Consider the following 24320-nt stretch of genomic DNA (forward strand, 5'->3'; position numbering starts at 1 on the left):
GCGAGGCGCGGCAGCTCTTACAATGCCCGCTTCCCCCGTATCGGCCTGAACATGGACATCGACCTCGCCCGCACCTTCCTGGAAATCGTCCGCCACGGCAGCCTCGCTGCTGCGGCCGAAAAGCTGCACGTGACCCAGACGGCGATCACCGCCCGGGTGCAGAAGCTCGAAAGCCAGCTCGGCTGCGCGCTGTTCGTGCGCAACCGTGCCGGCGCGCGCTTGACCAGCGACGGCGAGGCGTTTGTGGTCTACGCCAACCAGCTCGTGCAGACCTGGGAAGCAGCCCGCCGGGACCTGCCACTGCCCGAGGGTTATCGCAACGTCTTGCACCTGGGAGGCGAGGTCAGCCTGTGCAATCCCTTGATGCTCGCCTGGGCCGGCGAACTGCGCCAGAAAATTCCCGGCCATGCCCTGCGCATGGACATCCGCGACGGCGAGAAACTGCTGCAACAGCTGGAGCTGGGGCTGCTGGACGCGGCGGTGGTGTATCAACCCGAATACTGGCCGCGCCTGCAGGTAGAACAGCTGCTGGAAGAAAAACTCATCCTGGTACGCCTGGCCGCCCGTCCCGAACCCTACGTGTACATCGACTGGAGTGCTGACTTCCGCCGCCAACACGACACCGCGCTACCGGACAAGGCCAAGGCCGCCGTGACCTTCAACCTCGGTCCCCTGGCCTTGCAGTACATCCTGGAAAACGGCGGCAGCGGTTACTTCCGCACCCGGGTCGTGCAGAGCTACCTGGACAGCGGCATCCTGGAACGGGTGCCCAAGGCACCGGAATTCAACTACCCCACTTACCTGGTCTACTCCCGCGATCGGGATTCAGCAGCGTTGCAGCAGGCATTCGAGGTGTTGCGAGAGATCGTCAAGACCGGCAGCGACTGGTCGCAGCGCTGGGATCCATTGACCTGAGTTTATGAGAGTGAGGGCCTCGCCCAAAAAGCCCTTCGCAACACGAAGGGCCTTCACAGGTTCGGTCCCGAGGCTAGCGCTGCATCTGAGCCACGATCTCGTCCTTGACCAGCAATCGCTTCTTCTTGAGCGTCTCCAAAGCATCGTCGGACAGCGCGCCGGAGGACGGTTTCTCGGCTTCGACCACCTCGGCATCAAGTTGGGAGTATTTTTGAATTAACGAGTCGAGCCTTGGATTCTCGCTGCGTTTTTGCTGGATGTGGTCTTTTGTGCATTTGAGATCCTGGCACAAATCGTGGGACACCGGCATGGAGCACCTCCTTCGATGGGTCGGTGGCAGGCGCCCTTGCGGCACCCGTCGATTATCAGGATGGCCTCCTCGACAGGGTTCTGTCGACCGCCAATCCGACCAGCGGTGACCGTTCGTCGTACCGGATCGCTTGGCGATCAAACCTTTGCCTGTACCCCACCCTCCATTGCTCAGAGACGACAAGAGTCGCTCGTTCAACTTGTGTGGAGACTTACCTATGGACAGATTTACCCTGCGTCAACTCGGCCTGGCAGTTGCCCTGAGTACCAGCATGGGCATGGCATGGGCCGCGACTTCCAACGACTTTGTCGACAACGCGGCGGCCGGCGGCATTGCAGAAATCGAGACCAGCAAACTGGCCTTGGAAAAAAGCCAATCGGCGGACATCAAGGCGTTCGCCAACAAGATGATCACCGACCACACCAAGGCCAACGAAGAGCTGAAAGCCCTGGCGCAAAAACATGACATCGAAGTACCCGACGACACCACGCTGATGAAAAAAGCCAAGGCGAAGATTCTCGACGTGCGCGATGAGTCTTTTGATGCGGCCTACGCCAACAACCAGGTCAAGGCCCACGAAGAAACCATCGCCCTGTTCAAGAAAGAAGCCGATACCGTTACCGACGACAAGAAGGCTGGCAATACCGAACTCAAGGCGTTCGCCCAGAAGATGCTGCCGGATCTGCAACATCACCTGGATGCCGCCAAGAAACTTCAGGCTGCGCATCCAAGCAAGTAGAGCGAGACACTGCTCACTCAAGGAAAAACGGCGCCTCCCTTGGAAGGGAAGCGCCGTTTTCTCGAAGCGCCCCCTGTGGGAGCGAGCTTGCTCGCGATAGCGGTGTTTCAGTCACAGGGATGGCGAATTTGCCACAGTCATCGCGAGCAAGCTCGCTCCCACAATGGCTCGGTGTCGCACATCCTTCAGGGGCTAGCCACCATCGGTGTCGATATCAGCGTCAGTATCCTCGCCAGATTTCGGCCGATCCGGTTCAGACTTGAAGCCGGGACTGAAGGTGTTGTCATTGTCCTGATGATGATGCTTCTGATCGACCTCAGTGGCGCCGCTTTGGGCCTGGTCCGTTCCGGCAGGGCTGACTGGCTGGGCGCTCGCAGGCTTGTCCGGGACTTGGGGGTCGATGGCCGGATCGTTACGGGGGGACGGTGTCTGCGCCTGGCCTTGTTGCTGGGTGGTTGCGGGATCGTCGTTCATGGGCACCTCGTTCATGGCAGGGCCGGATGGATGACCGGTCTTGAACATTCGAAGGTGACGCGACGGCTTCGGTTCCATTTGTTTGCAGCGCCGCGATCAGCCGCCCAGCACACTCCTCACCATCCGGGTCAGCGCGTCCGGGCCGTAGGGTTTGCTCAATAAATGGGTATCGGGGCTCAGTTGATGGTTCCGGGAGATGATGTCCCGGGTGTGTCCCGAGGTGAACAGCACCGGAACCGGCGGGTTCTGCACCTTGGCCCAGGCGGCCAGGTCGGAACTCTTGATCAAGCCGGGCATGACCACGTCGGTGAAGATCAAGTCGACCGAGATGCCTTCCAGCAGCAGCTTCATCGCCTCATCACCGTTGACGGCCGTGAGGGTCCGATAACCAGACTGTTCCAACAGTTCCACCGACGCGCTGCGCACCTCTTCGTTGTCCTCCACCACCAGGATCGTCTCTTGCCTGCCGCACTGAAGCACGTCGTGTTGCTCGGTTTCCCCCGCTTCGGGCGCAAGGCTTCGAGGGAAATACATCCGTACCCGCGTGCCCTCGCCCAGGTCGCTGGAGATCTCGATATGGCCGCCACTTTGCTTGACGAACCCGAACACCATGCTCAGTCCAAGCCCGGTGCCCTGGCCATCGGTCTTGGTGGTGAAAAACGGTTCGAACACCTGCTTCAGGATGTCGGGCGGCATGCCGGCACCGCGGTCGATCACCGACAGCCGGACGTAGTCGCCGGCCGGGATCCCCTTGCCGGCACAGAACGCTTCATCGAGTCCGATGTTCTCACCGATCAGGCGGATGGTGCCCTCGCCGCCCATGGCATCGCGAGCATTGATCGCCAGGTTCAACAGGGCGTTTTCCAGTTGATTGCGATCGACGTGGATGCACCAGGGCTCCTGGGGCAGGCTCACTTCAATCTGGATGGTTTCGCCCAAGGCCCGCTGCAGCAGTTCACCCATGCCATCGTAGATGCGTCGTGGGTTGTAGACCGCCGGTGACAATGGCTGGCGCCGGGCAAAAGCCAGCAACTGCGATGACAACTTGGCCCCCCGTTCCACGGCTTCGATGGAGGCACTGACCCGCCGTTGCACGTTGGCGTTGTCCCGCTCGTGGCGGGCCAGCAAGTGCAGATTGCCGGCAATCACTTGCAGCAGGTTGTTGAAGTCATGGGCCACGCCGCCAGTGAGACCGCCAATGGCCTCGAGCTTTTGCGACTGACGCAACTGCTCTTCTGCCGCCAGCCGCGCCTGCACCTCATCGGCGACCCGCTGTTCCAGGTCGCGGGTGAATTTGAGCAGCGAAGCTTCGGCTGTCTTGCGTTCATTGATGTCAATCAGCACACCTGGAAAACGCAGGGGCTTGCCCGTGGCATCGAATTCGCAGCGACCGCTGGCCAGCACCCACAGGTAATCACCGCCCACGCGGCGCACTCGATATTCAGCGCTGTAGGGGATGCCCGTGCGCAAGGTCAGTTCGACCCGCTGGTTGACCTCTTCGAGGTCATCGGCGTGGATGCGCTGGCGGGCAATTTCGATGGGCAGTGCGTCCAGCGAACAGTCTGGCGGGTAGTTGAAGGTACGGGCGAAACGCTCATCGCCCGACAGGGTGTCGGCCTGGATATCCCAGACGAACGACCCCAGCAATGGTCCGGCCGAGAGGGCCAACTGGATGCGCTCATTGACGGCCCGGTAACTGCGTTCGGCCTCTTGCCGGGCGCGCTCGGTCAACACGAGCTCGGTGGTCTCCACCACAATCGCCAGCACGCCCGCCGGGGACTGGTCGTCATCGGGCACCGGGCTGTAATAGAGGTCCATCCACACATCTTCAGGCTTGCCATCGCGCAGCAGGACCAACTCTTTGCTGCGGTAGGACAAGGTGCCGCCGGCCAGGCAGACGTCCAGCACATGCCGATTGAATTCGGCGACCTCCGGCCAACCCAACTCCACCGCGCACCCCAGCAGGTAGGGATGACGGCCACCGGCGAACTCGGCATAGGCATCGTTGTAGATCATGAAGCCCTGGCGGCCCCACAACATCACCATCGGCAAGGGCGAAGCCAGCAACAACTGAACGGCACTGCGCAGGCTGGCGGACCAGTGCTCGATGGCGCCCAACTCGGTCCGGCTCCAATCGAACGCCCGGATACGCCCGGCCATTTCACCGCCCCATCCAGGGCACCCGTGATTTTGGGATAGAAACTGCATGGTCGATTCTGAACCTCAAAATGCCTGCAGGGAGTCGGCATTACACAAATCCCTTGCGATCAGTGCTTCGAGCGCTGGGTTGGCGTTTGGTTTCATGGGAGGATCCTGTTTGCGGATTCAGCGGAAATCACGGCTATGCACCTGGATACCCGCCAACAACTCGGTCAGGTCGCTCAGGCGCCCGGCGATCAAGTGGCGGACCTCGCCGACGCTTTCCCAGCGCCCGTCGACCCTGAGCAATTGCGAGCCCACCAAGGTCTTGCGCTGGCGTTCGGCCAAGTCGCGCCAGACCACCACGTTGAGGTTGCCGAATTCATCTTCCAGGGTGACGAAGGTTACACCGCTGGCCGTGCCCGGGCGTTGGCGGCCGGTGACCAACCCGGCGACGCTGACATTGCGCCCATGCTCCACATCCTGCAACTCCCGTGAACTGCGGCAGCGGCGGGCGCGCAGTTCGGGACGCAGCAGGGCCAGTGGATGAGGGCCCAGTGTCGTGCCGAGCGTGGTGTAATCGGCAAACAGGTTTTCCCCCAGCGTGGGTTTTGGCAGGGCCACGGGTGGTTCCTCCTGACTGGGCAAACCGGCGAACAAGCCCAGTTGCTTCTGCACCCCGGCCACTTCCCAGCGGGCACGATGGCGATCACCGGCCAAACCCTGCAAGGCACCGGCGTCGGCCAGTTGCGCCTGGGCCCGGGCATCGAGCTGCGCGCGCTCGCCCAAGTCGGCCACGTCGCTGAAGGGCCGATGCCGGCGGGCCGCTTCGATACGGCGGGCATCCTCTTCGCGAAAGCCCTTGACCATGCGCAGCCCCATGCGAATCGCCGGTTGTCGGCCTTCCATGGGCTCGAGGCTGCAATCCCAATCGCTGGCACGCACGTCCACCGGGCGGATCGACAGTTGATGCCGGCGGGCATCCTGGAGGATCTGGTCCGGGCTGTAGAACCCCATGGGCCAACTGTTGATCAGGGCACAAGCGAACGCGGCCGGTTCGTGGCATTTGAGCCAACTGCTGGCGTAGGTCAGCAAGGCGAAACTGGCGGCATGGGATTCGGGAAAACCGTAATTGCCGAAGCCTTTGATCTGTTCGAAGATTTGCGCGGCGAATTCAGCGGTGTAGCCGTTTTTCTTCATCCCCTGCGCCAGGCGTTCCCGATGAGGCTCCAACCCACCGTGACGTTTCCAGGCAGCCATGGAGCGACGCAATTGGTCTGCTTCACCCGGGGTGTAATCGGCCGCAACGATGGCGATCTGCATGACCTGCTCCTGGAACAAGGGAACACCCAGGGTGCGGTTGAGCACTTGCTTCAACGCTTCAGAGGGATAAGTCACCGCCTCTTCTTTGTTTCTGCGCCGCAGGTACGGATGCACCATCCCACCCTGGATCGGCCCGGGCCGTACAATCGCCACTTCGATGACCAAATCGTAGAACGTCTTGGGCCTCAGCCGGGGCAACATCGACATCTGCGCCCGGGACTCGATCTGGAACACACCGATAGTATCGGCGCGGCTGATCATTTCGTAGGTCGCCCGATCATTCTGGGGCAGCGACGCCAGGGCGTAGCGCTGGCCCCGGTAGTGCTCGATCAAATCGAAACAGCGACGAATCGCACTGAGCATGCCCAGGGCCAGGATGTCCACCTTGAGCAGCCCGACCGCATCCAGGTCGTCCTTGTCCCACTGGATGATGGTGCGTTCGGCCATGGCGGCGTTTTCCACCGGCACCAGGGTGTCCAGGGGCTGCTCGGAAATCACGAAGCCGCCAGGGTGCTGGGACAAATGCCGAGGGAAACCGATCAATTGCCGGGTCAGGCTCAGGACCCGGCGCAACACCGGGCTGTCCGGGTCGAAGCCGCCTTCACGCAGGCGCTCCACTGGCGGCGCCTCGTCGCTCCAGCGGCCACAGCAATCGGCCAGGGCGTTGACCTGGTCCGGCGGCAGCCCCAGGGCCTTGGCCACATCGCGCACCGCGCCGGCGCCGTGGTAACTGCTGACCACCGCCGTCAATGCCGCACGATGACGACCGTAGCGCTGGAACACGTACTGCAGCACTTCCTCGCGACGGTCGTGTTCAAAATCGACGTCGATATCCGGCGGCTCGTTGCGCTCCCGGGACAGGAAGCGTTCAAACAACAGGCTGGTAAGGCTGGGGTCGATTTCGGTGATACCCAGGGCGTAGCACACTGCCGAGTTGGCCGCCGAACCACGCCCCTGGCAAAGGATATGGCGGCTGCGGGCGAAGCTGACGATGTCCTGTACGGTGAGGAAATAACTGTCATAGCCCAGCTCGGCGATCAGGCTCAGCTCCTTGTCGATCTGTGCCCGCACTTTGTCTGTCGCGCCATCCTTCCACCGCTCGCGCATGCCGCGCTCAGTCAGTTCCCGCAGCCAGGACGCCGGGTCATGCCCCTCGGGCACCAGCTCGCGGGGGTATTGGTAACGCAGTTGGCCAAGATCGAAGGTGCAGCGCCGGGCGATGTTCAGGGTTTCGTCGAGCAAGGCCCGCGGGTAGAGATCGGCCAGATCCTTGCGGCTGCGCAGGTGGCGCTCGCCGTTGGGGTGCAGGCGCTGGCCAGCCTCGGCCACCGTGACGTGGTGGCGGATGGCGGTCATGGTGTCCTGCAGGGCACGACGGCCGCGCACGTGCATGTGCACATCGCCACTGGCCACAACTGGAAGATCCAAGCGCTCGGCCAGCGCCAACGAGTCTGCCAACCGACGGCGGTCGTCCTGTCCACAATGCAACTGGACCGTCAGCCACAGGCGCCCGGCAAAGATCGACTGGAGCCAACGGCCATGTTCCTCGGCGTCTTTGCCCTCGGCTATCCACAACGCCAGCAGCCCCGACAAGGGCTGGTCGAAGTCCTCTCGCACAATGCGATAGTGTCCCTTCTCGCTGCGACGTCGGGCGCGGGTGATCAGCCGGCACAAGGCTTGATAGCCCTCCAGGTTTTCCACCAGCAACACCAGCTTCGGGCCGTTCTCGACCTGGATTTCGCTGCCGACGATCAGTTGCAGTTCCAGTTCCTTGGCCGCCTGCCAGGCCCGGACGATTCCAGCCAGTGTGCATTCATCGGTGATCGCCAGGGCCTGGTAGCCCTCTTGCCTGGCCCGACGACACAGCTCCAGGGCACTGGAGGCGCCGCGTTGGAAGCTGAAGTTCGACAGGCAATGCAGCTCTGCATACTCGACGCTCATGCGAACCAGCCCTGCAGCCACAACGGCCCGCCCTCGCCCACCGTTCGATAGGCCCAGCCACGTTGTCCGCTGCGGGTTTCGATCAGGTAGTAGTCACGGCGTACGTCGGCGCCGTCCCACCAACCGGTCTCGATGCGTTCCGGGCCCATGAGGATTCGCGCCTGGCTGTCCTGCAGCAGCTGGGCTTCATTCAGCAGCCAGCCGGGACGCTGCACGCCAGCGCGCACCGGACAGGCCTGGGGCCGGGGTTGCGGTGTCATTTGCCAGGCGCATTCAGGTCGATGGTCATCGCGAAACCCCAGGCCCTGCACCGCGTCATCCCCCAGCCGCGCCCGCAGGCGTTCGCGCAGTTGCTCCCAGGGCAAGGACTGTTGCGGGCGCTCGTCGAACAGCTCCAGGCGCTGGGGCACGAAACTCGGCAGGTCCTCGGCACACAAGCGAAAACCCCGCACTGGGGCCGCGACCTGCACCTGTTCCAAGCGACCGCGGGCCAGTTCGAAGAGCATCGCAGGGTCCCGTTCGGCGCTGAGCAAGCCGACCTTGATCAGCGTGTCCGGCAAACCGGCGTGCTCCAGGTGCAGGTCGAAGCGCTGCACGCCGCTGTCGCGACCGCACAGGAAGGCCGACAAGTCACCGGTCAGCCGGCGCAACGGAAACAGCAGCGCCTGATGGGACTGAACGTCGTAGTTGAGTTCGATGCGCACATCGAAACGGTCTGGCGGCAGGTAGAACGACAGCGCCAGGGTGCGACTGCCCGTCAGCGCGTCGAGGTGCTTGAGCACCTGGGCCTCGAAGCGCCGAGCCAGGGTCTGCCGGGGCAAGGCCTGGACCTGGCTCAGACGGCGCAGGCCCATGCGCGACAGCGCCGTGGCGACCTCGGGTTCCAGGCCGATCCGCTCCACGGGCATGTCTCCCAGGCATTGTTGCAAGGTCTCGGCGTCGGGCACCACCAGGGCGTCATAGGCATTGGCCAACACCCGCGCCGCCACCGGATTGGGCGCGGCGACGATGCGATGACGAAAACCCAGCTCGGTCAGCTCGGTCCGCAAGCGCGCCTCGAACACCGGCCAGGGGCCAAACAGGCCCAGGCTCGACTCGATCTCGAACAGCAGCGTACGCGGGTAATGCACGCTGACCTGGGAGCTGAAACGGTAGGCCCAGGCCGCCAGGAACTGTTGCCAGTGTTCGATTTGCGCCGCGTCGTATTCGGCGGTGGCAAAGCCTTTGCTCAAGGCCTGGGCGGCGGTCATGGTCTGGCCGGGACGCAAGCCCAGAGCCCGTGCCGGCGCATTCACCGCTTGCAGCACCCGACGCTGTGCCGGACCGGTCAGCAATGCCAGGGGCTGGTCGGGATCGGGGCGCTGACGCAGCGCGGCGTCCAGCGCCAATTGCGGGAAGAGAATACAGACCCAGCGCATCGCAACCTCAATGCCCGGTTTGTGGGGCGAGCGTGGCAAAGGCAATCGGCGCCGAACGAGCCACCCCGCCGCGGCATTTGAGCACGCGCAACTGCGCCGGCCGGGTATCGATGGCGATGCGCAGCGCCGCCGGCGACGGGTTGATGGCCTCCTGGATCGAGCGCCAGGCGAATGCCAGGGTCTGGCCGGTTTCCGCCGCCACTTGCAAACGGCGCAAGGCCCGGTCGTCCGCCTGGCGGGGCCAGCACAGGACCGCGCCACAACTGCCCGAACGCAAGCACTGTTCGGTGGCCCACAGGGCATCGCGCTCATCGGCGCGGATCACCGACAACTGTTGCAGGTCGACGCCAGCGTTCTGCCAGGCCTGGGGATAGGGCACGAACGGTGGCGCCACCAGCACGATCCGCTCCCCCGCCGCCGACAGCCGCGCCAGGGTCGGCCACACCAGTTGCAACTCACCCACGCCCGGCGCGGCGATAAGCAGTTCCGTCAACGCCGCCTCCGGCCAGCCACCACTGGGCAACGCCGCATCCAGCGCCGCATGGCCGGTGGGTTGCGGGCTGGCGGCTGGCGGCGCAGGCCGACCCTTCCAGACCTGGCCGCCGTTGAACAGCGTGTCCAGCGCAACGACGGCGCCCATCAGCCTTGCCTCACCAAGCCACAGAACACCCCTTCTATCGCCAGGTCCTGATCGGCCTCGACGATGATCGGCTGGTAGGCCGGGTTGCGCGGCAACAAACGAACCCGCTCGCCAATGCGCTCGAAGCGCTTGATGGTGACTTCACCGTCCAGACGCGCCACGACAATCTGGCCGTTGGCGGCCTGCGGTGTGCGCTGCACGCCCACCAGGTCACCGTCGAGAATGCCGTCCTCGATCATCGAATCGCCCTGGACCCGCAGCAGGTAATCCGGCGCCTTGGTAAAAATCGCCGGGTCCAGCATCAGGCGGCTGTGGACCTCGGCATCGGCACCAATCGGCAGCCCGGCGGCCACTCGCCCCAGCACCGGCACGTCCAGCAACTCGGGTCGTGGTGGCTGGTTCAGCAAGCGAATGCCCCGGGCCTGGTGCGGATTGACCTCGATGAAACCGGCTTCGGTCAGCGCCAGCACATGCTTGCGCGCCACACTGCGGGAGGCAAAACCAAACGCCTCGCTGATTTCAGCGAGGCTGGGAGGCTGGCCCTGATCGGCGATGCGTTCGCGGATGAAAGTCAGGATGGCGGTACGGCGGGGAGTGAGAGTCGTCATGGAGTACATTTGTACTCTTTAAGGATTTTTCTGACAAGCGCCGCCAGTCAGTTCACAGCGGGAGCAATCTCTGGCCACAGGTATCAACACTTTTCCTCAAGTGAACAGCATTACCTTGTGGGAGCGAGCCTGCTCGCGAAGGCATCAGGCCATTCGACATCCATGGAGGCTGACCCACCGCCATCGCGAGCAAGCTTTGCTCCCACAGTTGGATCGAGGTACGGCTGCAGAACCAGGCCGACTGTCAGGTCGCTTCCCACACGGCTTGAGAAATACTGTTTGGACATATCCTTAGAGCCGGGCGTCGGCGCTCTCGTTGCGAAATGCGCTCGGGCTCATGCCTGTCCAGCGTCGGAACGCCCGGCGAAAACTGCGCACATCGCTATAGCCGACTTCTTCAGTGATGCGCTCGATGGACAGTCCAGGGTTGGCCAACAGGTTCAGGGTCCGGCCACGGCGCACTTGTTCGAGCAATGCCTCGAAGGTCAGGTTGTGTTCGGTCAGGCGCCGACGCAGAGTGCGGCTGCTCATGTTGAGATCGCTGGCGATTTTCTCGATATGGCTGCCCCGGGTCAGGTCCCGGGCAATCGCCCGTTCCACGGTCTGGATCAGATCGATTTTCTGGTGTACCTCGGTGGCCTCCTGCTCCAGCAAGGCCAATGCCTGGCGCAGGGCCAACGGGTGGTGATTGGGCAAACGCATATCCAGCCAGCGCACGTCGATCAGCATGCGATTGTGTCGGCAACCGAAGTGCACATCCGGTCCCAAAATCCGCTGGTATTGCTGGGCATAGGACGGCGCGGCGTGCATGAACTCCACGGCCTGGGGCTTGAAGTCGGGCCCCGCCAGCGCCCGGCCATAGACCATCAGGCTGGCGAAGAACTCTTCCACGGCAAACACCTGGATCTCGGCGAAAGGCAGGCGGCAGATCGCCTCGACCATGATCCGGTCAGTGGCTTCTTCGACGCTGGCCACGGCGATGCCGCCGCTAGTGTGCTGGTAACGGACGCCCAGGGCGAAGGCATCGCGCAGGGTTTCGCACAGCGATAAGACGTGGCCCAACAGGCCGAGGGTGCCAAGCACGTTGCGGTCGCCCACCCACAACCCCAGCCCCTGGTCGGGTAACAGCTTGAGCGCCCGTTGAATCATGACCACGGCCTGGCGGTAGGAAATGCGCTGGGCGGGATCTTGCAGATCATCGAGGCCGAACCCCAGGCCGCGACACAGGCTGGCGGCATCGAAGCCTTTGTCCGCCACCACTTCGGCCAGGGTCTGCAGCAGGAATGGCGATACCAGCGCCAATTCATAGGTCGGGTCGATGACTTTCATCTGCATGGGGCGGGTTCCGGAGCACGTTAGGTGGCGTTTTTGTAACCGGTTGTTTCACAAAGTTAGCATGCCCCAGCGGATCGAGGGGCACAAAAATCTGGCCGCCCAAGTCCCCTGTATGGCCGCCAATACCCTGCCCTGTTGGCGGCGAACGGCTTATTTGTATGGCTCGGACTTTCGGTGCATCACCAACAATAATAATGAGCCCCCACATGAACCCGATCCGCACGACACTCGCCTTGCAATTGACCCTCGGCCTGGCCTGCGCCAGTGCCTTGCCGGCCCTGGCTACCGAAGCCGGGGTCGACAACATCGGCCCCGGTACAGATGGCTTCTTCATGCTGCCGCTGGAGGTCGACAGCCTTCCGGACAACATGGTTGCGTTCAACGTCTACTACAACCACTACAAGGCCCGGAAGCTCAACATCAGTTCGTTGGGCGGCGAAGTGCCGAATGTCGAAATCGAATCCACGGCGGTGATCCCGCGCATCGATTACTTGAGCCCGTTGCGGGTGGCCGGTGGGCGCCTGGGGATCTACATCGCCCAGCCGTGGCTCAAGCAGGAAGTCTCGGTGTTCGGCCTGCATGACACCCGCGAGGGCATGGGCGACACCACGATTTCGCCCATCGTGCTCTGGGACATGGGCAAGAACCTGACCCTGGCCGCGGCGGTGGAAATCACCGTGCCGACCGGCGAATACAGCACCGATCGACTGGCCAATACCAGCAACAATTTCTACACCTACAAGCCGCTGTTTTCCTTCACCTGGCTGCCCACGGAAAACACCGAGGTGTCGATGAAAACCACCTACAGCTTCAACCGCAAGAACAAGGACACCGACTACCGTTCGGGGCAGATTTTCCACTTCGATTATTCCGCCAGCTACCGCCTGACCGACAACGTGATGCTGGGGCTCAACGGCTACTACCTCAAACAGACCACCGACGACAAACAGTACGGCCGCACCGTGCAATTCGCCGGGCAGGACGTCGACGATGGTGTGCGCGGCCAGGTCTTCGCCATCGGCCCGGCGCTGCACCTGACCTTCCTCAAGTACGCCAGCGCCGAAATCCGCTGGGCCAAGGAATTTGCAGTGGAGAACCGCACCGAGGGCGAAATGCTCTGGGCCAAGGTCAGTATTCCGTTTGCGTTTTGAATGGATGCAGCCATACCGCTTGTTTTGTCATAAGACCGAGTCGCCTGCTTCGCGAGCAGGCTCGCTCCCACAGGTTCTTCCTTCAGCTCAAACCCAGAATCGATGAAAGATGCCCATTGAGGAACTTGCCGCTGGGGTCCAGCGCCTGACGCACCTCGGTGAATTCCGTCCAGCGCGGGTACAGCGCCTGGAGCGCCTTGGCGTTCAGGGAATGCAATTTCCCCCAATGCGGACGACCCTGGTATTTCCAGAAGATCGGCTCGATGGCGGCAAAGAAATTGTGATGGTCCATCTGGTAATGCTGGTGCACCGAGATCGAGCAACTGTCCCGGCCTTCAAACATGCTCAAGGCAATGTCGTCGGCCTTCACGTAGCGGTATTCGATGGGAAACCAGGTGCGCAGGTCCTTGTCGCGGATCAGCGCCAGAATCTCCCGCAGGCACGCCGGGCCGTGTTCGGCCGGCACCGAGTACTCCATCTCGTTGAAGCGCACGGTGCGAGCGTTGGCATAGATGTCATGGGAGTCACCGACCCGGTCGTCGAAATCGGCCACCAGCCGCAGGCTGTTGAGCAGCGCTCGCCGGATCGCTGGAAAGTCGCTGCCGTACTTGTCGAGGTTTTCGATCAGGCTGACGAATTCGTTGCCGCCCTCCTCCTCGGGGCTGATCGGCGGCGTGGCCGGATCGGTGGTTTCGTTCAGGGCGATCGACAACGCATAGTCGGAATGGGTGACGACCTGCATTTCCCAGTGCTGGTTGTCCCGGGTATTGGTGTCCACGTCTTCGAGCAACTCCTCGGTTTTCGCCATCCATTGGTGCTCGCGCAAGCGATAGGCGGCGCGGTTCTGCAGGCGCACGCGGGTCACCAGCCCCAGCGCGCCAAGGGACACCCGAGCGGCCTTGAACACTTCAGGATGACGCTGGGCATCACAATCGAGGACCGCGCCGCTGGCCGTCACCAGTTGCAGGCCGACCACTTGGGACGCGTACGAGCCGAAGGCCTTGCCAGTGCCGTGGGTCGAGGTGGCGATGGCACCGGCCAGGGTCTGGTAATCCACGTCGGCCATGTTCGGCAGTGCCTGGCCGATGGCCTTGAGCGCCGGGCCCATGCGGGACATGGGCGTGCCGCCGCCGAACTCGGCTTGCAGGCTGGCTGCATCATGAGCCAACAGGCCGCTGAAAAAACTCAGCGACAACAAGGTGCCGTCAGTGGGCACCAGGGCACTGAAGGAATGCCCGGAACCCACCGGACGAATCCGCCCTTCGGCGCGTCTCACCACGCTCACCAGTTCATCGAGGTCCTTGGGGGCCAGGCGCGCCGCCGGCAGGCAACTCTGCGCACCGGACCAGTTGCGCCATGGAATCAGCCGCGGCGCGCGCATCAGCTCGGCCAGGGCGCCCTGGCTGCCCAGGGCCGTAAAGGCTGCGACAACACCGGCCTGTTGCAGCAACCGGCGCCGTGAGGAGTCCATCGTCATGCCGTAGTACCCGTAGTTATTATTGGAAGTGTTGGCCGGACATGAAGGCGATCAGGGCCAGGAACTGCTCTTCGGAACAGTGCATGCACAGGCCCATCGGCGGCATGCCGTTGTAGCCGTTGATCGCGTGGTCCAGCAGGGTGTCGGCGCCCTGGGCCACCCGTGGCGCCCAGGCGTTCGTATCGCCGGTCAACGGCGCCCCGGCAGCGGGGTTGGCGTGGCAGAGCTTGCAGCTGCTGTCGTAGACCTGGGCCAGCGCCGCATCGCTGGGCATGGCCGTGAACACCGTGGGCGCGGGCGGCTTGGCCTCTTCGCCGCACCCTGTGAGCAGGGTGCCGAGCAGCACGATGAAGGCTGAGTGGAACACGGTTGAAGGCGTGGTAGCCGGCATAGAGGCCCTCTCGGCGGCGCTTTTGTTGTGGGTCAACACTAAGGCACGCCACTGCATCGGCTTGAGGTCATTGGGGGCCATAAAAGGGGGCTTGGGCGGCCAGGACATATGCACCCTGGCGAGGGAGCTTGCTCAGGGCAACAGCAGCCCCTGCTCACGCTCGCACAACTGCACCACGTAATCCCACAGCACCCGCAATCGCACGGATTTGTGCAGTTCGCGACGAGTGCTGATCCAGTAACTGCGGCGGATGGTTTCGTCCGGCAGCAACGGCACCAGCGTCGGGTCGCCGCTGGCCATGTAGCAAGGCAGCACGGCGATCCCCAGGCCCGAGCGCGCGGCCTGTTGCTGAGCGATGACGCTGGTGCTGTGGAACACCACCCGAGGGTTGCGGCAGAAGCTGTTGAGGAACATCAGTTCCTGGCTGAACAGCAGGTCATCGACATACCCGATCCAGGCGTGGCGGGCCAGGTCCTCGCGGCTGCGCAGTGCTGGCGAGCGGTCCAGGTAGGCCTGGCTGGCGTACAGCGCCAGGCTGTAGTCGGTGAGTTTGCGGGTGACCAGCAGGTCGGCCGCCGGGCGTTCGAGGTGAATGCTGATTTCCGCCTCACGGTTGAGGATGCTGACAAAGCGCGGCACCGCCACCAGTTCCACTTCCAGCCCCGGATAACGCTGGAACAGCCCGTCCATGCGACTGGCGAGGAACATGATGCCCAGCCCTTCGGTCACCCCCAGGCGGATCTTGCCCAGGGGCGCACTGGATTGGGTGATGTCCTCCTGGGCCAGCAACGCCACGTTTTCCATGGCTTCGGCGTGCTTGAGCAGCGTCTCGCCGGCCGGGGTCAGTTCATAGCCCTGGGCATGCTGGACAAACAGCGCGGAGCCCAGGCTTTTTTCGATGGCCTCGATGTGCCGGGCCACGGTGGCGTGGGTGGTGTTCAGCCGCCGTGCAGCCGTCAGCAGACGTCCGCTGCGTTGCAGCTCCAGGAAATAACGCAGGTCATTCCAGTCGAACATGAAGCGATCCTTGAACGCGCCTGAAGGCATGACTGTTTATAAACGCACAGCCGCTGCGCAAAAACTAACATTCTTTTGACGAAAACTAACAACTAGGATGGATCCCACAAAAACAAGAATGAGGTCGCGAATGCAACCTGTCGTCGATGAATACGATTACGTGATCGTGGGCGCCGGCCCTGCCGGATGCCTGCTGGCCAATCGGCTGTCGGCCAATCCGCAACACCGGGTGCTGCTGCTCGAAGCCGGTGGGCGCGACAACTATCCGTGGATTCACATCCCGGTCGGCTACCTGTTCTGCATCGGCAACCCACGCACCGACTGGTGCTTCAAGACCGAAGCACAACCAGGCCTGCAAGGGCGCGCCCTGAGCTACCCTCGCGGCAAGGTCCTGGGTGGCTGCTCCTCCATCAACGGCATGATCTACATGCGCGGCCAGGCGACGGACTACGACAGCTGGGCCGCCGAGGGCAATTCCGGCTGGGCCTGGAACGATGTGCTGCCGCTGTTCCGCCAGAGTGAAAACCACTTTGCCGGCGCGTCCGAATTCCACGGCGCCGCTGGGGAATGGCGGGTCGAACGCCAGCGCTTGTCATGGCCGATTCTCGATGCCTTCCGCAGCGCCGCCGAACAGAGCGGCATCCCCAACGTCGACGACTTCAACAGCGGCGACAACGAAGGCTGCGGCTACTTCCAGGTCAACCAGAAAGCCGGGGTACGCTGGAACGCGGCCAAGGCGTTTCTCAAGCCGATTCGCCACCGCGCCAACCTCACGGTATTGACCGACGTCGAGGTCGACCGCGTGTTGCTGCGTGACGACCGCGCCCACGCCGTCAGCGCGCGCTGGCAAGGCAAGGGCATGACCTTCAAGGCCCGCAAGGAAATTGTCCTGTGCGCCGGAGCCGTTGGCTCGCCGGGCATCCTGCAACGTTCCGGGATCGGCTCGCGCAACCTGCTGCAACGCCTGGGCATCGGTGTGACCCATGAACTGCCCGGTGTCGGCGGCAACTTGCAGGACCACCTGCAACTGCGGCTGATCTACCAGTTGGAAAACGCCCGCACCCTGAACCAGATCGCCGGCACTCTGTGGGGCAAGATGGGCATGGGCCTGCGCTACCTGTACGACCGCAGCGGCCCACTGTCCATGGCCCCCAGCCAGCTCGGTGCATTCGCCCGCTCGGGCCCGGAACAGGCCTCGGCCAACCTCGAATACCACGTACAACCGTTGTCCCTGGAACGCTTCGGCGAACCGCTGCACAGCTTCCCGGCGTTCACCGCATCGGTCTGCGACCTGCGCCCGCAAAGCCGTGGCCGGGTGGACATTCGTTCGCCCGACCCGCACGAAGCACCGCTGATCCAACCCAATTACCTGAGCCATCCCGAAGACTTGCGGGTCGCCGCCGACGCCATCCGCCTGACCCGACGCATCGTCGCGGCCCCGGCCCTGAGCGCGTTCAAACCGGTGGAATACCTGCCGGGCCCCAGCCTGCAAACCGAAGAGGAGCTGCACCAGGCCGCAGCCCGGATTGGCACGACGATTTTCCACCCGGTCGGCACGTGCCGCATGGGCCAGGATCGCGACGCGGTGGTGGATGCGCAACTGCGTGTCCACGGCATCAAGGGCCTGCGCATCGCCGACGCCTCGATCATGCCGCGCATCACCTCGGGCAACACCTGCTCGCCGACCTTGATGATTGCCGAGAAGGCGGCGCAGATGATGCTTGAGGCAGACACAAGAATCACCACGCCCCAGAAGGAGCCGGCCACGGTCTGAAAAACAGCAGAGCCCCCCTGTGGGAGCGAGCTTGCTCGCGATAGCGGTCTGTCTGCCACGCATAGGTTGAATGTGCCGCCGCTATCGCGAGCAAGCTCGCTCCCACAAGGGGATGGGTCGATTCAAGGAAAGTGTGTCAAATCAGGAGACGCCACCCCGGCGTCGCAGTGGAACAACAAAAACAATCACTGTGAGGGATACCGCTATGTCCGAGCATGTTCAGTCCCTGGAAGCCACGCGCAGCGTCGGCACCAGCCAGGAAACCCAGAAAGTCATCTTCGCCTCGTCCTTGGGGACGGTGTTCGAGTGGTACGACTTTTTCCTCTATGGCGCCCTGGCGGCGGTGATCAGCAAGCAGTTCTTTGCCGGGGTCAACGACACCACCGCGTTCATTTTCGCCCTGATGGCGTTCGCCGCCGGCTTCATCGTGCGGCCATTCGGGGCACTGGTGTTCGGCCGGCTGGGGGACATGATCGGGCGCAAATACACCTTCCTGGCGACCATCATCCTCATGGGTCTGGCGACGTTCTGCGTCGGCCTGCTGCCCAACTACGCCAGCATCGGCATCGCCGCGCCGATCATCCTGGTGGTGTTGCGCATGCTCCAGGGCCTGGCCCTGGGCGGTGAGTACGGTGGCGCGGCGACCTACGTTGCCGAGCACGCGCCAATGGGCAAGCGCGGTTTTCATACCAGCTGGATTCAGTCCACCGCTACCCTCGGGCTGTTGCTGTCGCTGCTGGTGGTGCTGGGCTGTCGCTACTTCACCGGCGATCAGTTCGAAGTCTGGGGCTGGCGCATTCCGTTCCTGCTGTCGATCCTGCTGCTGGGCATCTCCACCTGGATTCGCCTGAGCCTGCATGAGTCGCCGGCCTTCCTGAAAATGAAAGAAGAAGGCAAGTGCTGCAAGGCGCCGATCCGCGAATCCTTCGGCAAATGGGAGAATCTCAAGGTGGTGCTGATCGCCCTGTTCAGCATCAACGCCGGGCAAGCGGTGACCTTCTATGCCGCGCAGTTCTACGTGCTGTTTTTCCTCACCCAGTTCCTGAAGATGGACCCGGCCCTGGCCAACAGCTTGCTGATTGTCAGCGTGGTGATCGGCGCACCGTTCTTCATCTTTTTCGGCTGGCTGTCGGACAAGGTCGGGCGCAAACCGGTGCTGATGATCGGCCTGCTGCTGGCCACCGCGCTGTACTTCCCGATCTTCAAGACCCTGGCCCACTACGCCAACCCGGCCATCGACCAGGCGAGCCGCCAGGCACCGATCACCGTGATCGCCGACCCGGCAACCTGTACCTTCCAGTTCGACCCGGTGGGCAAGGCGCGTTTCGACAGCCCTTGCGACAAGGTCAAGACCTTCCTGGTCAAGCAAGGCCTGCCCTACAGCAGCGTCGCGGCCCCGGCCGGCAGCACGGTGCAGGTCAGCGTTGGTGACGTGAAACTCGAAGGGTACGACGAAGCCGCCCTGCGCGGCGCCGTGACCCTGGCAGGCTACCCGCAACAGGCCGATACCCAGCAGATCAACCGGCCGATGATCGTGGCCTTGATCGTGGCGCTGATCATCATCTCCGCGATGTGCTACGGACCGCTGGCAGCGTTGATGGTCGAACTGTTCCCGACCCGCATTCGCTACACCTCCATGTCCCTGCCCTATCACATCGGCAACGGTTGGTTCGGCGGCTTCCTGCCCACCGTCTCGTTCGCCCTGGTGGTCTACACCGGGGATATTTTCTATGGGCTGTGGTACCCGGTGGTGATCACCGGGGTGAGCCTGGTGGTGGGCATGATCTGCCTGCGGGAAACCCGGAACGTGGACCTGGATAAAAACTGAGGACGAAACCGTGGCGAGGGCACTGGCGCCCTCGCCAGCGGATCAGAAGCGCGCCTTCACGGTCATGGTGAAGTTGCGCGGCTCACCGTAATAGTTACCGAAACCCTCGGTACCGATGGTGGTGTAGTAGCGCTTGTCGAACAGGTTGTTGCCATTGAGGGCCAACGACCAGGTGTCATCGATGCGGTAGCCGACGCGGCCATTCCACACGGCATAACCGGCCTGGGTGATCTTCTCGCCCGTCGCTGGCGATACCCGGAAGTTGTCGCTTTGGGCATTGACCCCGGCACCGACACTGAACCGTTCGAACGCTCCGCCGAGGGCATAATCGCCCCACAGGCGCAGCACATGACGCGGCACATAACTGTTGAACGAACCACCGTTGAGGCTGGTGTCTATGTCGCTGAGGGTCTTGGTCTGGGTGTAGGTGTAGCCGGCAAGCAGTTGCAGGCGCTCGATGACTTCACCGCTGATCTCGGCTTCGAAGCCCTGGGCGCGAACCTTGCCGGCGTTCTCATAGCAGTAACCGTCCGAGGACGCACAACTTGAGTTGTAGTCGGTCTGGGCCTGGTCTTTCTGCAGCGTGCGGAACAGGTTGAAAGCACTGTTCAAGCGTCCCTCGAACCACTCGCCCTTGATCCCCAACTCATAACTCTCGCCCACCAGGGGCTTGAGCGCCGCGCCGCTTTCGGAGCGATAGTTGCCCTGGGGCGTGAAGATATCCGAATAACTGGCATAGGCCGTCAGGTGCTCATTGAGGTCCAGCAGCACGGCGGCAAACGGCGTGACCTGGCCGGTCTCCGTGCTCTTGGCGTGCTCCGAACCACCCGTGAGGAACACCGAGTCGGTCTTGGAGCGGTACCAGCTCACCCGACTGCCGACGACAAAGGTCAGCGGGTCCGCCAGTTTCAGGCGAAGGGTCGAATACATGCCTTGCTGCTGGGTAACGGTCTTGACCGGGCCACCGCGCGTCGAGTTTTCGATGAAGTAACTGTCGTCCGGTTCGGGAATATGTCGATCCGGATCGAACACGTTCTGCTTCTGTGGCAGCAGTGCCACCGAGAAGAAGTCATCCTTGTCCGAACGACTGGCGTTGAAACCAACGATCAATTCATGTTGCTGCCCCAGGGCGTCGAACTTGCCGTCCAGGTAGGCGTCGAGGCCGTAATCGACCTGGTCGTAGTCGTACATGCTGCCCAGCAGGTTGGTGGTCGAGGTGCCTGGCGCCACCGAACCCGATGCAAAGGCGTATTTGATGTCCTGGGTATTTTTCGTATAGACACCGGCTACCTTCACCGCCCAGTCGTCATTGAGCTGATGCTTGAGATCGCTGAACACCGTGGTCCGTTGGCTGCGCCAAGTGTTCCACGACGGATCCAGGCAAGTGGAACGGCTGAGTTTCAGATCGCTGCCGTCGCGGTAGCGAGGAAGCCCGCCCCAGCAAGGGCTTGCATCAACGTCTTCATAGGCAACGCCCACGCCGAGCGTCGTGTCGGGCGACAGATCGAAATCCAGGGCACCGTAATAAATCTGGTCCTTGCGCCGGGCATCGTCGTAGAAATAATGCCGGCTCTGCTCGGCGATCACCGCCCTGCCCCGCACGGTGCCGGAATCATTCAACGGGCCACCGGTATCGACCTGCCCGCGGTAGTTGTCCCAAGTGCCGCCCGAGAGGCTGAGTTCGGTCTGGGCCGTGGCCTGGCCACGCTTGCGGACAAAATTGACGCCACCGGAAGTACCGCCCGCGCCTTTCATCATCCCTGCGGCACCGCGCAGGACTTCGACCCGGTCGTAATAAGCCATGTCGCTGCTGAAACTGTCGGCCTGGACATAGCTGTTGCCCATGTCCAGCGGAACGCCGTCGTATTGATACTGACCGGACATCCGGAACCCACGGGAATAGAAATACTTGCCGCCCATGGTCGAGTCGTAGACGGTGATGCCGGGGGTCTTTTCCATCACTTGATCGATGGTGTTGAGGTTCTGGTCATCGAGCATCTTGCGGGTGATCACCGTCACCGACTGCGGCGTTTCGCGCAGGGATTGCTCGCCCTTGCCGATGGTCACCGCGCCCGTCGTGTAGGAACCACTGTTCTCGGTGGTCGCCCCGAGCATCTGTGCCTCGATGCTGGTTGCTCCCAGTTCCATGACCGAACCGTTGGCAGGTAACCGGCGCAGCACGTACGTGCCGTTGGCCTGGGGCTCAGCTTGCAGGCCGCTCCCGCCAAGAACGCGAGCGAAGCCGTCAGCCACGCCGAAAGAACCTCTCAGGCCGGGCGATTGCAGATCCTCCAGTTGCCGGGCATCAAACGAAAGGGCGACACCGGCGGCGCTGGAGAAACGGGTCAGCACATCCACCAGGCTGCCGGCGCCGATATCGTAGGCCTGCACCGAACGCTGCTGCACCGAGGCGCCTGGAACCGGGTTGGCATTCACGGCCGTGGCGCCGGCGGTGGTGACAGCCAGCAAGCCGATTTTCACTGCAAACACCAGACGGCCTGGCGCGCTTACCCAAGGCATATTTCCCCTCCCCAAAACGGTCGATAAAAACTCACTGAGGAAGAGCCGAACGATGAGGCTGAAAAGTGCAGGGGCGGATATTTTTATTACACAGCGTCACCGCCGCTCGCCACCTGCGACCTGGACCCAGAATCGGCTGTAGCGCGTCACCCGCAACGAAAAGCCGCTCTCCAACGCCGCCAGGGCGAGGTCAGTGTTATCGACAGGAAACACACCGGAGACCTTCAAGTCGCCAATCGCCGGGTCCCAGCGCAGCACACCGGGGCGATAGCGCGACAGTTCATCCAGCAGCGCCGCCAGGGGACGGTCAATGGCGATGATGCTGCCCTTCTGCCAGGCACCGACCGACACATCGTTGCCCCGCAACGTGCCCAGCGACCGCTCATTGAAATCCAGGCGCTGGCCGGCTTCGACCCGCCTCCTTGACCCCATCGCCGACAGACTCACCTCGACCGCTTTCTCCAGCACCGCCACTTCGCCGCCTCGCACCTGACCACGGACGATAAACCGCGTGCCCAGCGCAAGCACCTCGACCGGCCCCGTCACCACTTTGAACGGACGCTGCAAGGGATCGACCGCCGTCGTCACAAGCACCTCACCCTGCAACAACTCCACGAGCCGCTGCCTCCCATCGAAACGAACATTGATCGAGGTATCGGTGTTGAGCAGGACCGTGCTGCCATCAGCCAGTTGGAACTCGCGACGCTCGCCCACGGCGGTGCGGTAATCGCAAAACAGGTTTTGGCTTGCCTGACTGCGCCAGCCCAGCCAGCCCAGGCCGCCAGCGGACGTCAGCAGCAAAACGCTACGCAATACCTGGCGGCGGGATCGATGGTGGGCGTCGCTCAAGGTCGGTGCGGCCAGGGCGCCCGGTACGCTTGCCATCTGCTCGGCCACTGCCGCCATGCGTTGCCAGGCTTGGCCGTGCAGCGGATCGGCAGCCAGCCAGGCGCGCCAGTCGGCCCGGTCCGCGTCGGTGGTGATACCGGAATGCAGCCGGGCGTACCACTGCGCCGCCACGCGAATGGCGTGCAACTCTTCAGGGGGCAGGTTCATGAAAGCTGCAGTTGAATCTGCATCAGGCAGCAATGCTCCATGGCCTTGGCCATGTGATTGTTGACCGTGCGTACGCTGACACCCAGGCGTTCGGCAATTTGCGGGTAAGTCAGGCCATCGAACTGCGACAGGATGAACGCCTGCCTTACCCGCGGCCCCAGCCCCAGGAGCAAGCGGTCGATCTCCATCAGGGCCTGGAGCATGATTGCCTGCTCTTCCAGCGAGGGGTGCTGCTCTTGCGGCATGGCCGCCAATACTTCGAGGTAGGATTGCTCCAGCGAGCGACGGCGAAACAGGTCGATCAACAGCCCTTTGGCGATCATCGACAGGTACGGTCGTGGCTCACGGATATCCAGCGCAGTGCGCGCCTTGATGACCCGCACAAACGTATCCTGGGCAAGGTCCGCGGCATCGAAGGTGTTGCCCAAACGCTTGCGCAGCCAGCCCTGGAGCCAACCATGATGATCACTGTACAGAACGTCGACAGCACTGCGTAGGGACAGATCGTTGGCGGACATGGCAATGGAATAATTCGCGACTGATAATGACTCGCATTGTCATGGAGCCTATCGCCGCTTGCAACCCAAACATGCCCGGCCACCACCCACTCGCTGGAATGACTCAGTTCATGGAGTGACTTTTTACCGTGCTTTCCACCAGGTCCAGCATCTGTCCCAGCGCCCAGGGCTTGGCGATGAACGAAGCATGATGCTTGATTCCCGCGCTTTCCGGGGTCTCGAAACCGGACATGATCAGCAGCGGTATCTGCGGCCAGCGGTCGCCGGTCAGGTTGGCCAGGTCCGCGCCGTCGATCTTGCCGGGCATGGTGATATCCGTGAGCAACAGGTCGACGTAATGGGCGCTCTCTTCGAGAAACGTCAACGCCGCGTCGGCGCTTTCCCGAGGCTCCACGACAAACCCTTCCTCCTCGAGAATTTCACAGAGGAACTCCAGGATGGTCGGATCATCTTCCACAACGAGAATCAAACGTGTAGTCGCCTGGCCGTTGCCATTTGGCATCGAATTCATGAAAGTGACTCTCCTTGACCTCATAAAACCTTCTTTGCGGCAGCAACCGCCTTGAAGTTATGAGCAATCCCCCTGCGAGAAATTCATTCTGTGTGCCAACAGGCCGCCGAATGTCATGCCAGAGCCGTCCTGGCAACGCAGCGCAACGCTTTTTATCTGTATATCCATACAGATAAAACTTGCCCTGGCGCGCATCCATGACCATGCTACAGCCCCATGAAAATCTGCTCGGGAA

Annotated in this window: 20 protein-coding genes; 5 read left to right on the plus strand and 15 right to left on the minus strand. The window is 62.7% G+C overall.

Features of this window, described 5'->3' with window-relative positions; all coding sequences use genetic code 11:
* Positions 1-51: 51 nt before the first annotated feature.
* Positions 52-915, plus strand: coding sequence for a LysR family transcriptional regulator (locus AB4O22_RS16210; protein WP_003200177.1), 864 nt, complete (start codon positions 52-54; stop codon positions 913-915).
* A gap of 73 nt (positions 916-988) precedes the next feature.
* Here the strand turns inward: AB4O22_RS16210 and AB4O22_RS16215 are convergent, their stop codons facing one another.
* A complete protein-coding gene (locus tag AB4O22_RS16215) occupies positions 989-1225 on the minus strand; it encodes a YdcH family protein (protein WP_003200175.1) in 237 nt (78 codons plus the stop codon).
* Positions 1226-1442: 217 nt separating this feature from the next.
* Here AB4O22_RS16215 and AB4O22_RS16220 point away from each other — a divergent pair, with 217 nt between their 5' ends.
* The gene (locus tag AB4O22_RS16220; protein WP_123351362.1) at positions 1443-1964 is read left to right on the plus strand and encodes a DUF4142 domain-containing protein; all 522 of its coding nucleotides are present in this window, start codon (positions 1443-1445) and stop codon (positions 1962-1964) included.
* Positions 1965-2156: 192 nt separating this feature from the next.
* Here the strand turns inward: AB4O22_RS16220 and AB4O22_RS16225 are convergent, their stop codons facing one another.
* From AB4O22_RS16225 to AB4O22_RS16255, 7 genes are all read right to left on the minus strand, one after another.
* Positions 2157-2438, minus strand: coding sequence for a hypothetical protein (locus AB4O22_RS16225; RefSeq protein ID WP_460096737.1), 282 nt, complete (start codon positions 2436-2438; stop codon positions 2157-2159).
* 96 nt (positions 2439-2534) lie between these two features.
* On the minus strand, positions 2535-4646 hold the full coding sequence (locus tag AB4O22_RS16230) for an ATP-binding protein (protein ID WP_460096739.1): 2112 nt from the start codon (positions 4644-4646) through the stop codon (positions 2535-2537).
* A 117-nt stretch (positions 4647-4763) separates the two neighbouring features.
* Entirely contained in the window at positions 4764-7862 is a 3099-nt protein-coding gene (locus tag AB4O22_RS16235; RefSeq protein ID WP_460105437.1) for an error-prone DNA polymerase, read from the minus strand.
* On the minus strand, positions 7838-9259 hold the full coding sequence (locus tag AB4O22_RS16240; protein WP_003200166.1) for a Y-family DNA polymerase: 1422 nt from the start codon (positions 9257-9259) through the stop codon (positions 7838-7840). Before AB4O22_RS16240 ends, AB4O22_RS16235 begins: the two co-directional genes overlap by 25 nt.
* A 7-nt stretch (positions 9260-9266) precedes the next feature.
* Entirely contained in the window at positions 9267-9899 is a 633-nt protein-coding gene (gene imuA, locus AB4O22_RS16245; RefSeq protein ID WP_003200164.1) for a translesion DNA synthesis-associated protein ImuA, read from the minus strand.
* Complete coding sequence (gene lexA, locus AB4O22_RS16250; protein ID WP_013692700.1) at positions 9899-10516, minus strand: transcriptional repressor LexA; 618 nt, start codon at positions 10514-10516, stop codon at positions 9899-9901. Before lexA ends, imuA begins: the two co-directional genes overlap by 1 nt.
* A gap of 282 nt (positions 10517-10798) precedes the next feature.
* Positions 10799-11842: an AraC family transcriptional regulator gene (locus AB4O22_RS16255; protein ID WP_003200160.1), complete on the minus strand. Its 1044-nt coding sequence runs from the start codon at positions 11840-11842 to the stop codon at positions 10799-10801.
* A gap of 206 nt (positions 11843-12048) precedes the next feature.
* On the opposite strand from AB4O22_RS16255, the gene AB4O22_RS16260 reads away from it, so the two are divergent.
* The gene (locus AB4O22_RS16260; RefSeq protein WP_003200158.1) at positions 12049-12993 is read left to right on the plus strand and encodes a SphA family protein; all 945 of its coding nucleotides are present in this window, start codon (positions 12049-12051) and stop codon (positions 12991-12993) included.
* Positions 12994-13075: 82 nt separating this feature from the next.
* Here AB4O22_RS16260 and AB4O22_RS16265 read toward each other — a convergent pair whose 3' ends face one another.
* The 3 genes from AB4O22_RS16265 to AB4O22_RS16275 all read right to left on the minus strand — a co-directional run bounded on the left by AB4O22_RS16265 (position 13076) and on the right by AB4O22_RS16275 (position 15878).
* The gene (locus AB4O22_RS16265; protein WP_460097721.1) at positions 13076-14374 is read right to left on the minus strand and encodes a D-arabinono-1,4-lactone oxidase; all 1299 of its coding nucleotides are present in this window, start codon (positions 14372-14374) and stop codon (positions 13076-13078) included.
* Positions 14375-14489: 115 nt separating this feature from the next.
* Positions 14490-14861 (minus strand): c-type cytochrome, encoded by a 372-nt coding sequence (locus AB4O22_RS16270; RefSeq protein WP_003200154.1) that lies wholly within the window; start codon positions 14859-14861, stop codon positions 14490-14492.
* A 132-nt stretch (positions 14862-14993) separates the two neighbouring features.
* Complete coding sequence (locus AB4O22_RS16275) at positions 14994-15878, minus strand: LysR family transcriptional regulator (RefSeq protein WP_003200152.1); 885 nt, start codon at positions 15876-15878, stop codon at positions 14994-14996.
* Between the two features lie 130 nt (positions 15879-16008).
* Between AB4O22_RS16275 and AB4O22_RS16280 the strand changes: the two genes are divergently transcribed.
* The gene (locus AB4O22_RS16280) at positions 16009-17652 is read left to right on the plus strand and encodes a GMC family oxidoreductase (protein WP_038858847.1); all 1644 of its coding nucleotides are present in this window, start codon (positions 16009-16011) and stop codon (positions 17650-17652) included.
* A gap of 205 nt (positions 17653-17857) precedes the next feature.
* Positions 17858-19480, plus strand: a complete 1623-nt coding sequence (locus AB4O22_RS16285; protein WP_003200149.1) for an MFS transporter — start codon at positions 17858-17860, stop codon at positions 19478-19480.
* Positions 19481-19522: 42 nt separating this feature from the next.
* Here AB4O22_RS16285 and AB4O22_RS16290 read toward each other — a convergent pair whose 3' ends face one another.
* The 4 genes from AB4O22_RS16290 to AB4O22_RS16305 all read right to left on the minus strand — a co-directional run bounded on the left by AB4O22_RS16290 (position 19523) and on the right by AB4O22_RS16305 (position 24085).
* Positions 19523-22000, minus strand: a complete 2478-nt coding sequence (locus AB4O22_RS16290) for a TonB-dependent siderophore receptor (RefSeq protein WP_460096741.1) — start codon at positions 21998-22000, stop codon at positions 19523-19525.
* A 96-nt stretch (positions 22001-22096) separates the two neighbouring features.
* Positions 22097-23056, minus strand: a complete 960-nt coding sequence (locus AB4O22_RS16295; protein WP_003200145.1) for a FecR domain-containing protein — start codon at positions 23054-23056, stop codon at positions 22097-22099.
* A complete protein-coding gene (locus tag AB4O22_RS16300; protein WP_003200143.1) occupies positions 23053-23574 on the minus strand; it encodes a sigma-70 family RNA polymerase sigma factor in 522 nt (173 codons plus the stop codon). Before AB4O22_RS16300 ends, AB4O22_RS16295 begins: the two co-directional genes overlap by 4 nt.
* Positions 23575-23677: 103 nt before the next feature.
* On the minus strand, positions 23678-24085 hold the full coding sequence (locus AB4O22_RS16305) for a response regulator (RefSeq protein ID WP_003200142.1): 408 nt from the start codon (positions 24083-24085) through the stop codon (positions 23678-23680).
* Positions 24086-24320: the final 235 nt, after the last annotated feature.

The sequence above is a fragment of the Pseudomonas sp. S3_B11 genome (assembly GCF_054667715.1).

Bases quoted from the DNA above. Each gene is read 5' to 3' on its own strand.
- AB4O22_RS16270 (WP_003200154.1), bottom strand. From the start codon at position 14,861: ATGCCGGCTACCACGCCTTCAACCGTGTTCCACTCAGCCTTCATCGTG.
- AB4O22_RS16215 (WP_003200175.1), bottom strand. From the start codon at position 1,225: ATGCCGGTGTCCCACGATTTGTGCCAGGATCTCAAATGCACAAAAGAC.
- AB4O22_RS16305 (WP_003200142.1), bottom strand. From the start codon at position 24,085: ATGAATTCGATGCCAAATGGCAACGGCCAGGCGACTACACGTTTGATT.
- AB4O22_RS16265 (WP_460097721.1), bottom strand. From the start codon at position 14,374: ATGCGCGCGCCGCGGCTGATTCCATGGCGCAACTGGTCCGGTGCGCAG.
- imuA (WP_003200164.1), bottom strand. From the start codon at position 9,899: ATGGGCGCCGTCGTTGCGCTGGACACGCTGTTCAACGGCGGCCAGGTC.
- AB4O22_RS16290 (WP_460096741.1), bottom strand. From the start codon at position 22,000: ATGCCTTGGGTAAGCGCGCCAGGCCGTCTGGTGTTTGCAGTGAAAATC.
- AB4O22_RS16255 (WP_003200160.1), bottom strand. From the start codon at position 11,842: ATGCAGATGAAAGTCATCGACCCGACCTATGAATTGGCGCTGGTATCG.
- lexA (WP_013692700.1), bottom strand. From the start codon at position 10,516: ATGTACTCCATGACGACTCTCACTCCCCGCCGTACCGCCATCCTGACT.
- AB4O22_RS16285 (WP_003200149.1), top strand. From the start codon at position 17,858: ATGTCCGAGCATGTTCAGTCCCTGGAAGCCACGCGCAGCGTCGGCACC.
- AB4O22_RS16275 (WP_003200152.1), bottom strand. From the start codon at position 15,878: ATGTTCGACTGGAATGACCTGCGTTATTTCCTGGAGCTGCAACGCAGC.
- AB4O22_RS16280 (WP_038858847.1), top strand. From the start codon at position 16,009: ATGCAACCTGTCGTCGATGAATACGATTACGTGATCGTGGGCGCCGGC.
- AB4O22_RS16260 (WP_003200158.1), top strand. From the start codon at position 12,049: ATGAACCCGATCCGCACGACACTCGCCTTGCAATTGACCCTCGGCCTG.
- AB4O22_RS16230 (WP_460096739.1), bottom strand. From the start codon at position 4,646: ATGCAGTTTCTATCCCAAAATCACGGGTGCCCTGGATGGGGCGGTGAA.
- AB4O22_RS16240 (WP_003200166.1), bottom strand. From the start codon at position 9,259: ATGCGCTGGGTCTGTATTCTCTTCCCGCAATTGGCGCTGGACGCCGCG.
- AB4O22_RS16225 (WP_460096737.1), bottom strand. From the start codon at position 2,438: ATGAACGACGATCCCGCAACCACCCAGCAACAAGGCCAGGCGCAGACA.
- AB4O22_RS16295 (WP_003200145.1), bottom strand. From the start codon at position 23,056: ATGAACCTGCCCCCTGAAGAGTTGCACGCCATTCGCGTGGCGGCGCAG.
- AB4O22_RS16300 (WP_003200143.1), bottom strand. From the start codon at position 23,574: ATGTCCGCCAACGATCTGTCCCTACGCAGTGCTGTCGACGTTCTGTAC.
- AB4O22_RS16220 (WP_123351362.1), top strand. From the start codon at position 1,443: ATGGACAGATTTACCCTGCGTCAACTCGGCCTGGCAGTTGCCCTGAGT.
- AB4O22_RS16210 (WP_003200177.1), top strand. From the start codon at position 52: ATGGACATCGACCTCGCCCGCACCTTCCTGGAAATCGTCCGCCACGGC.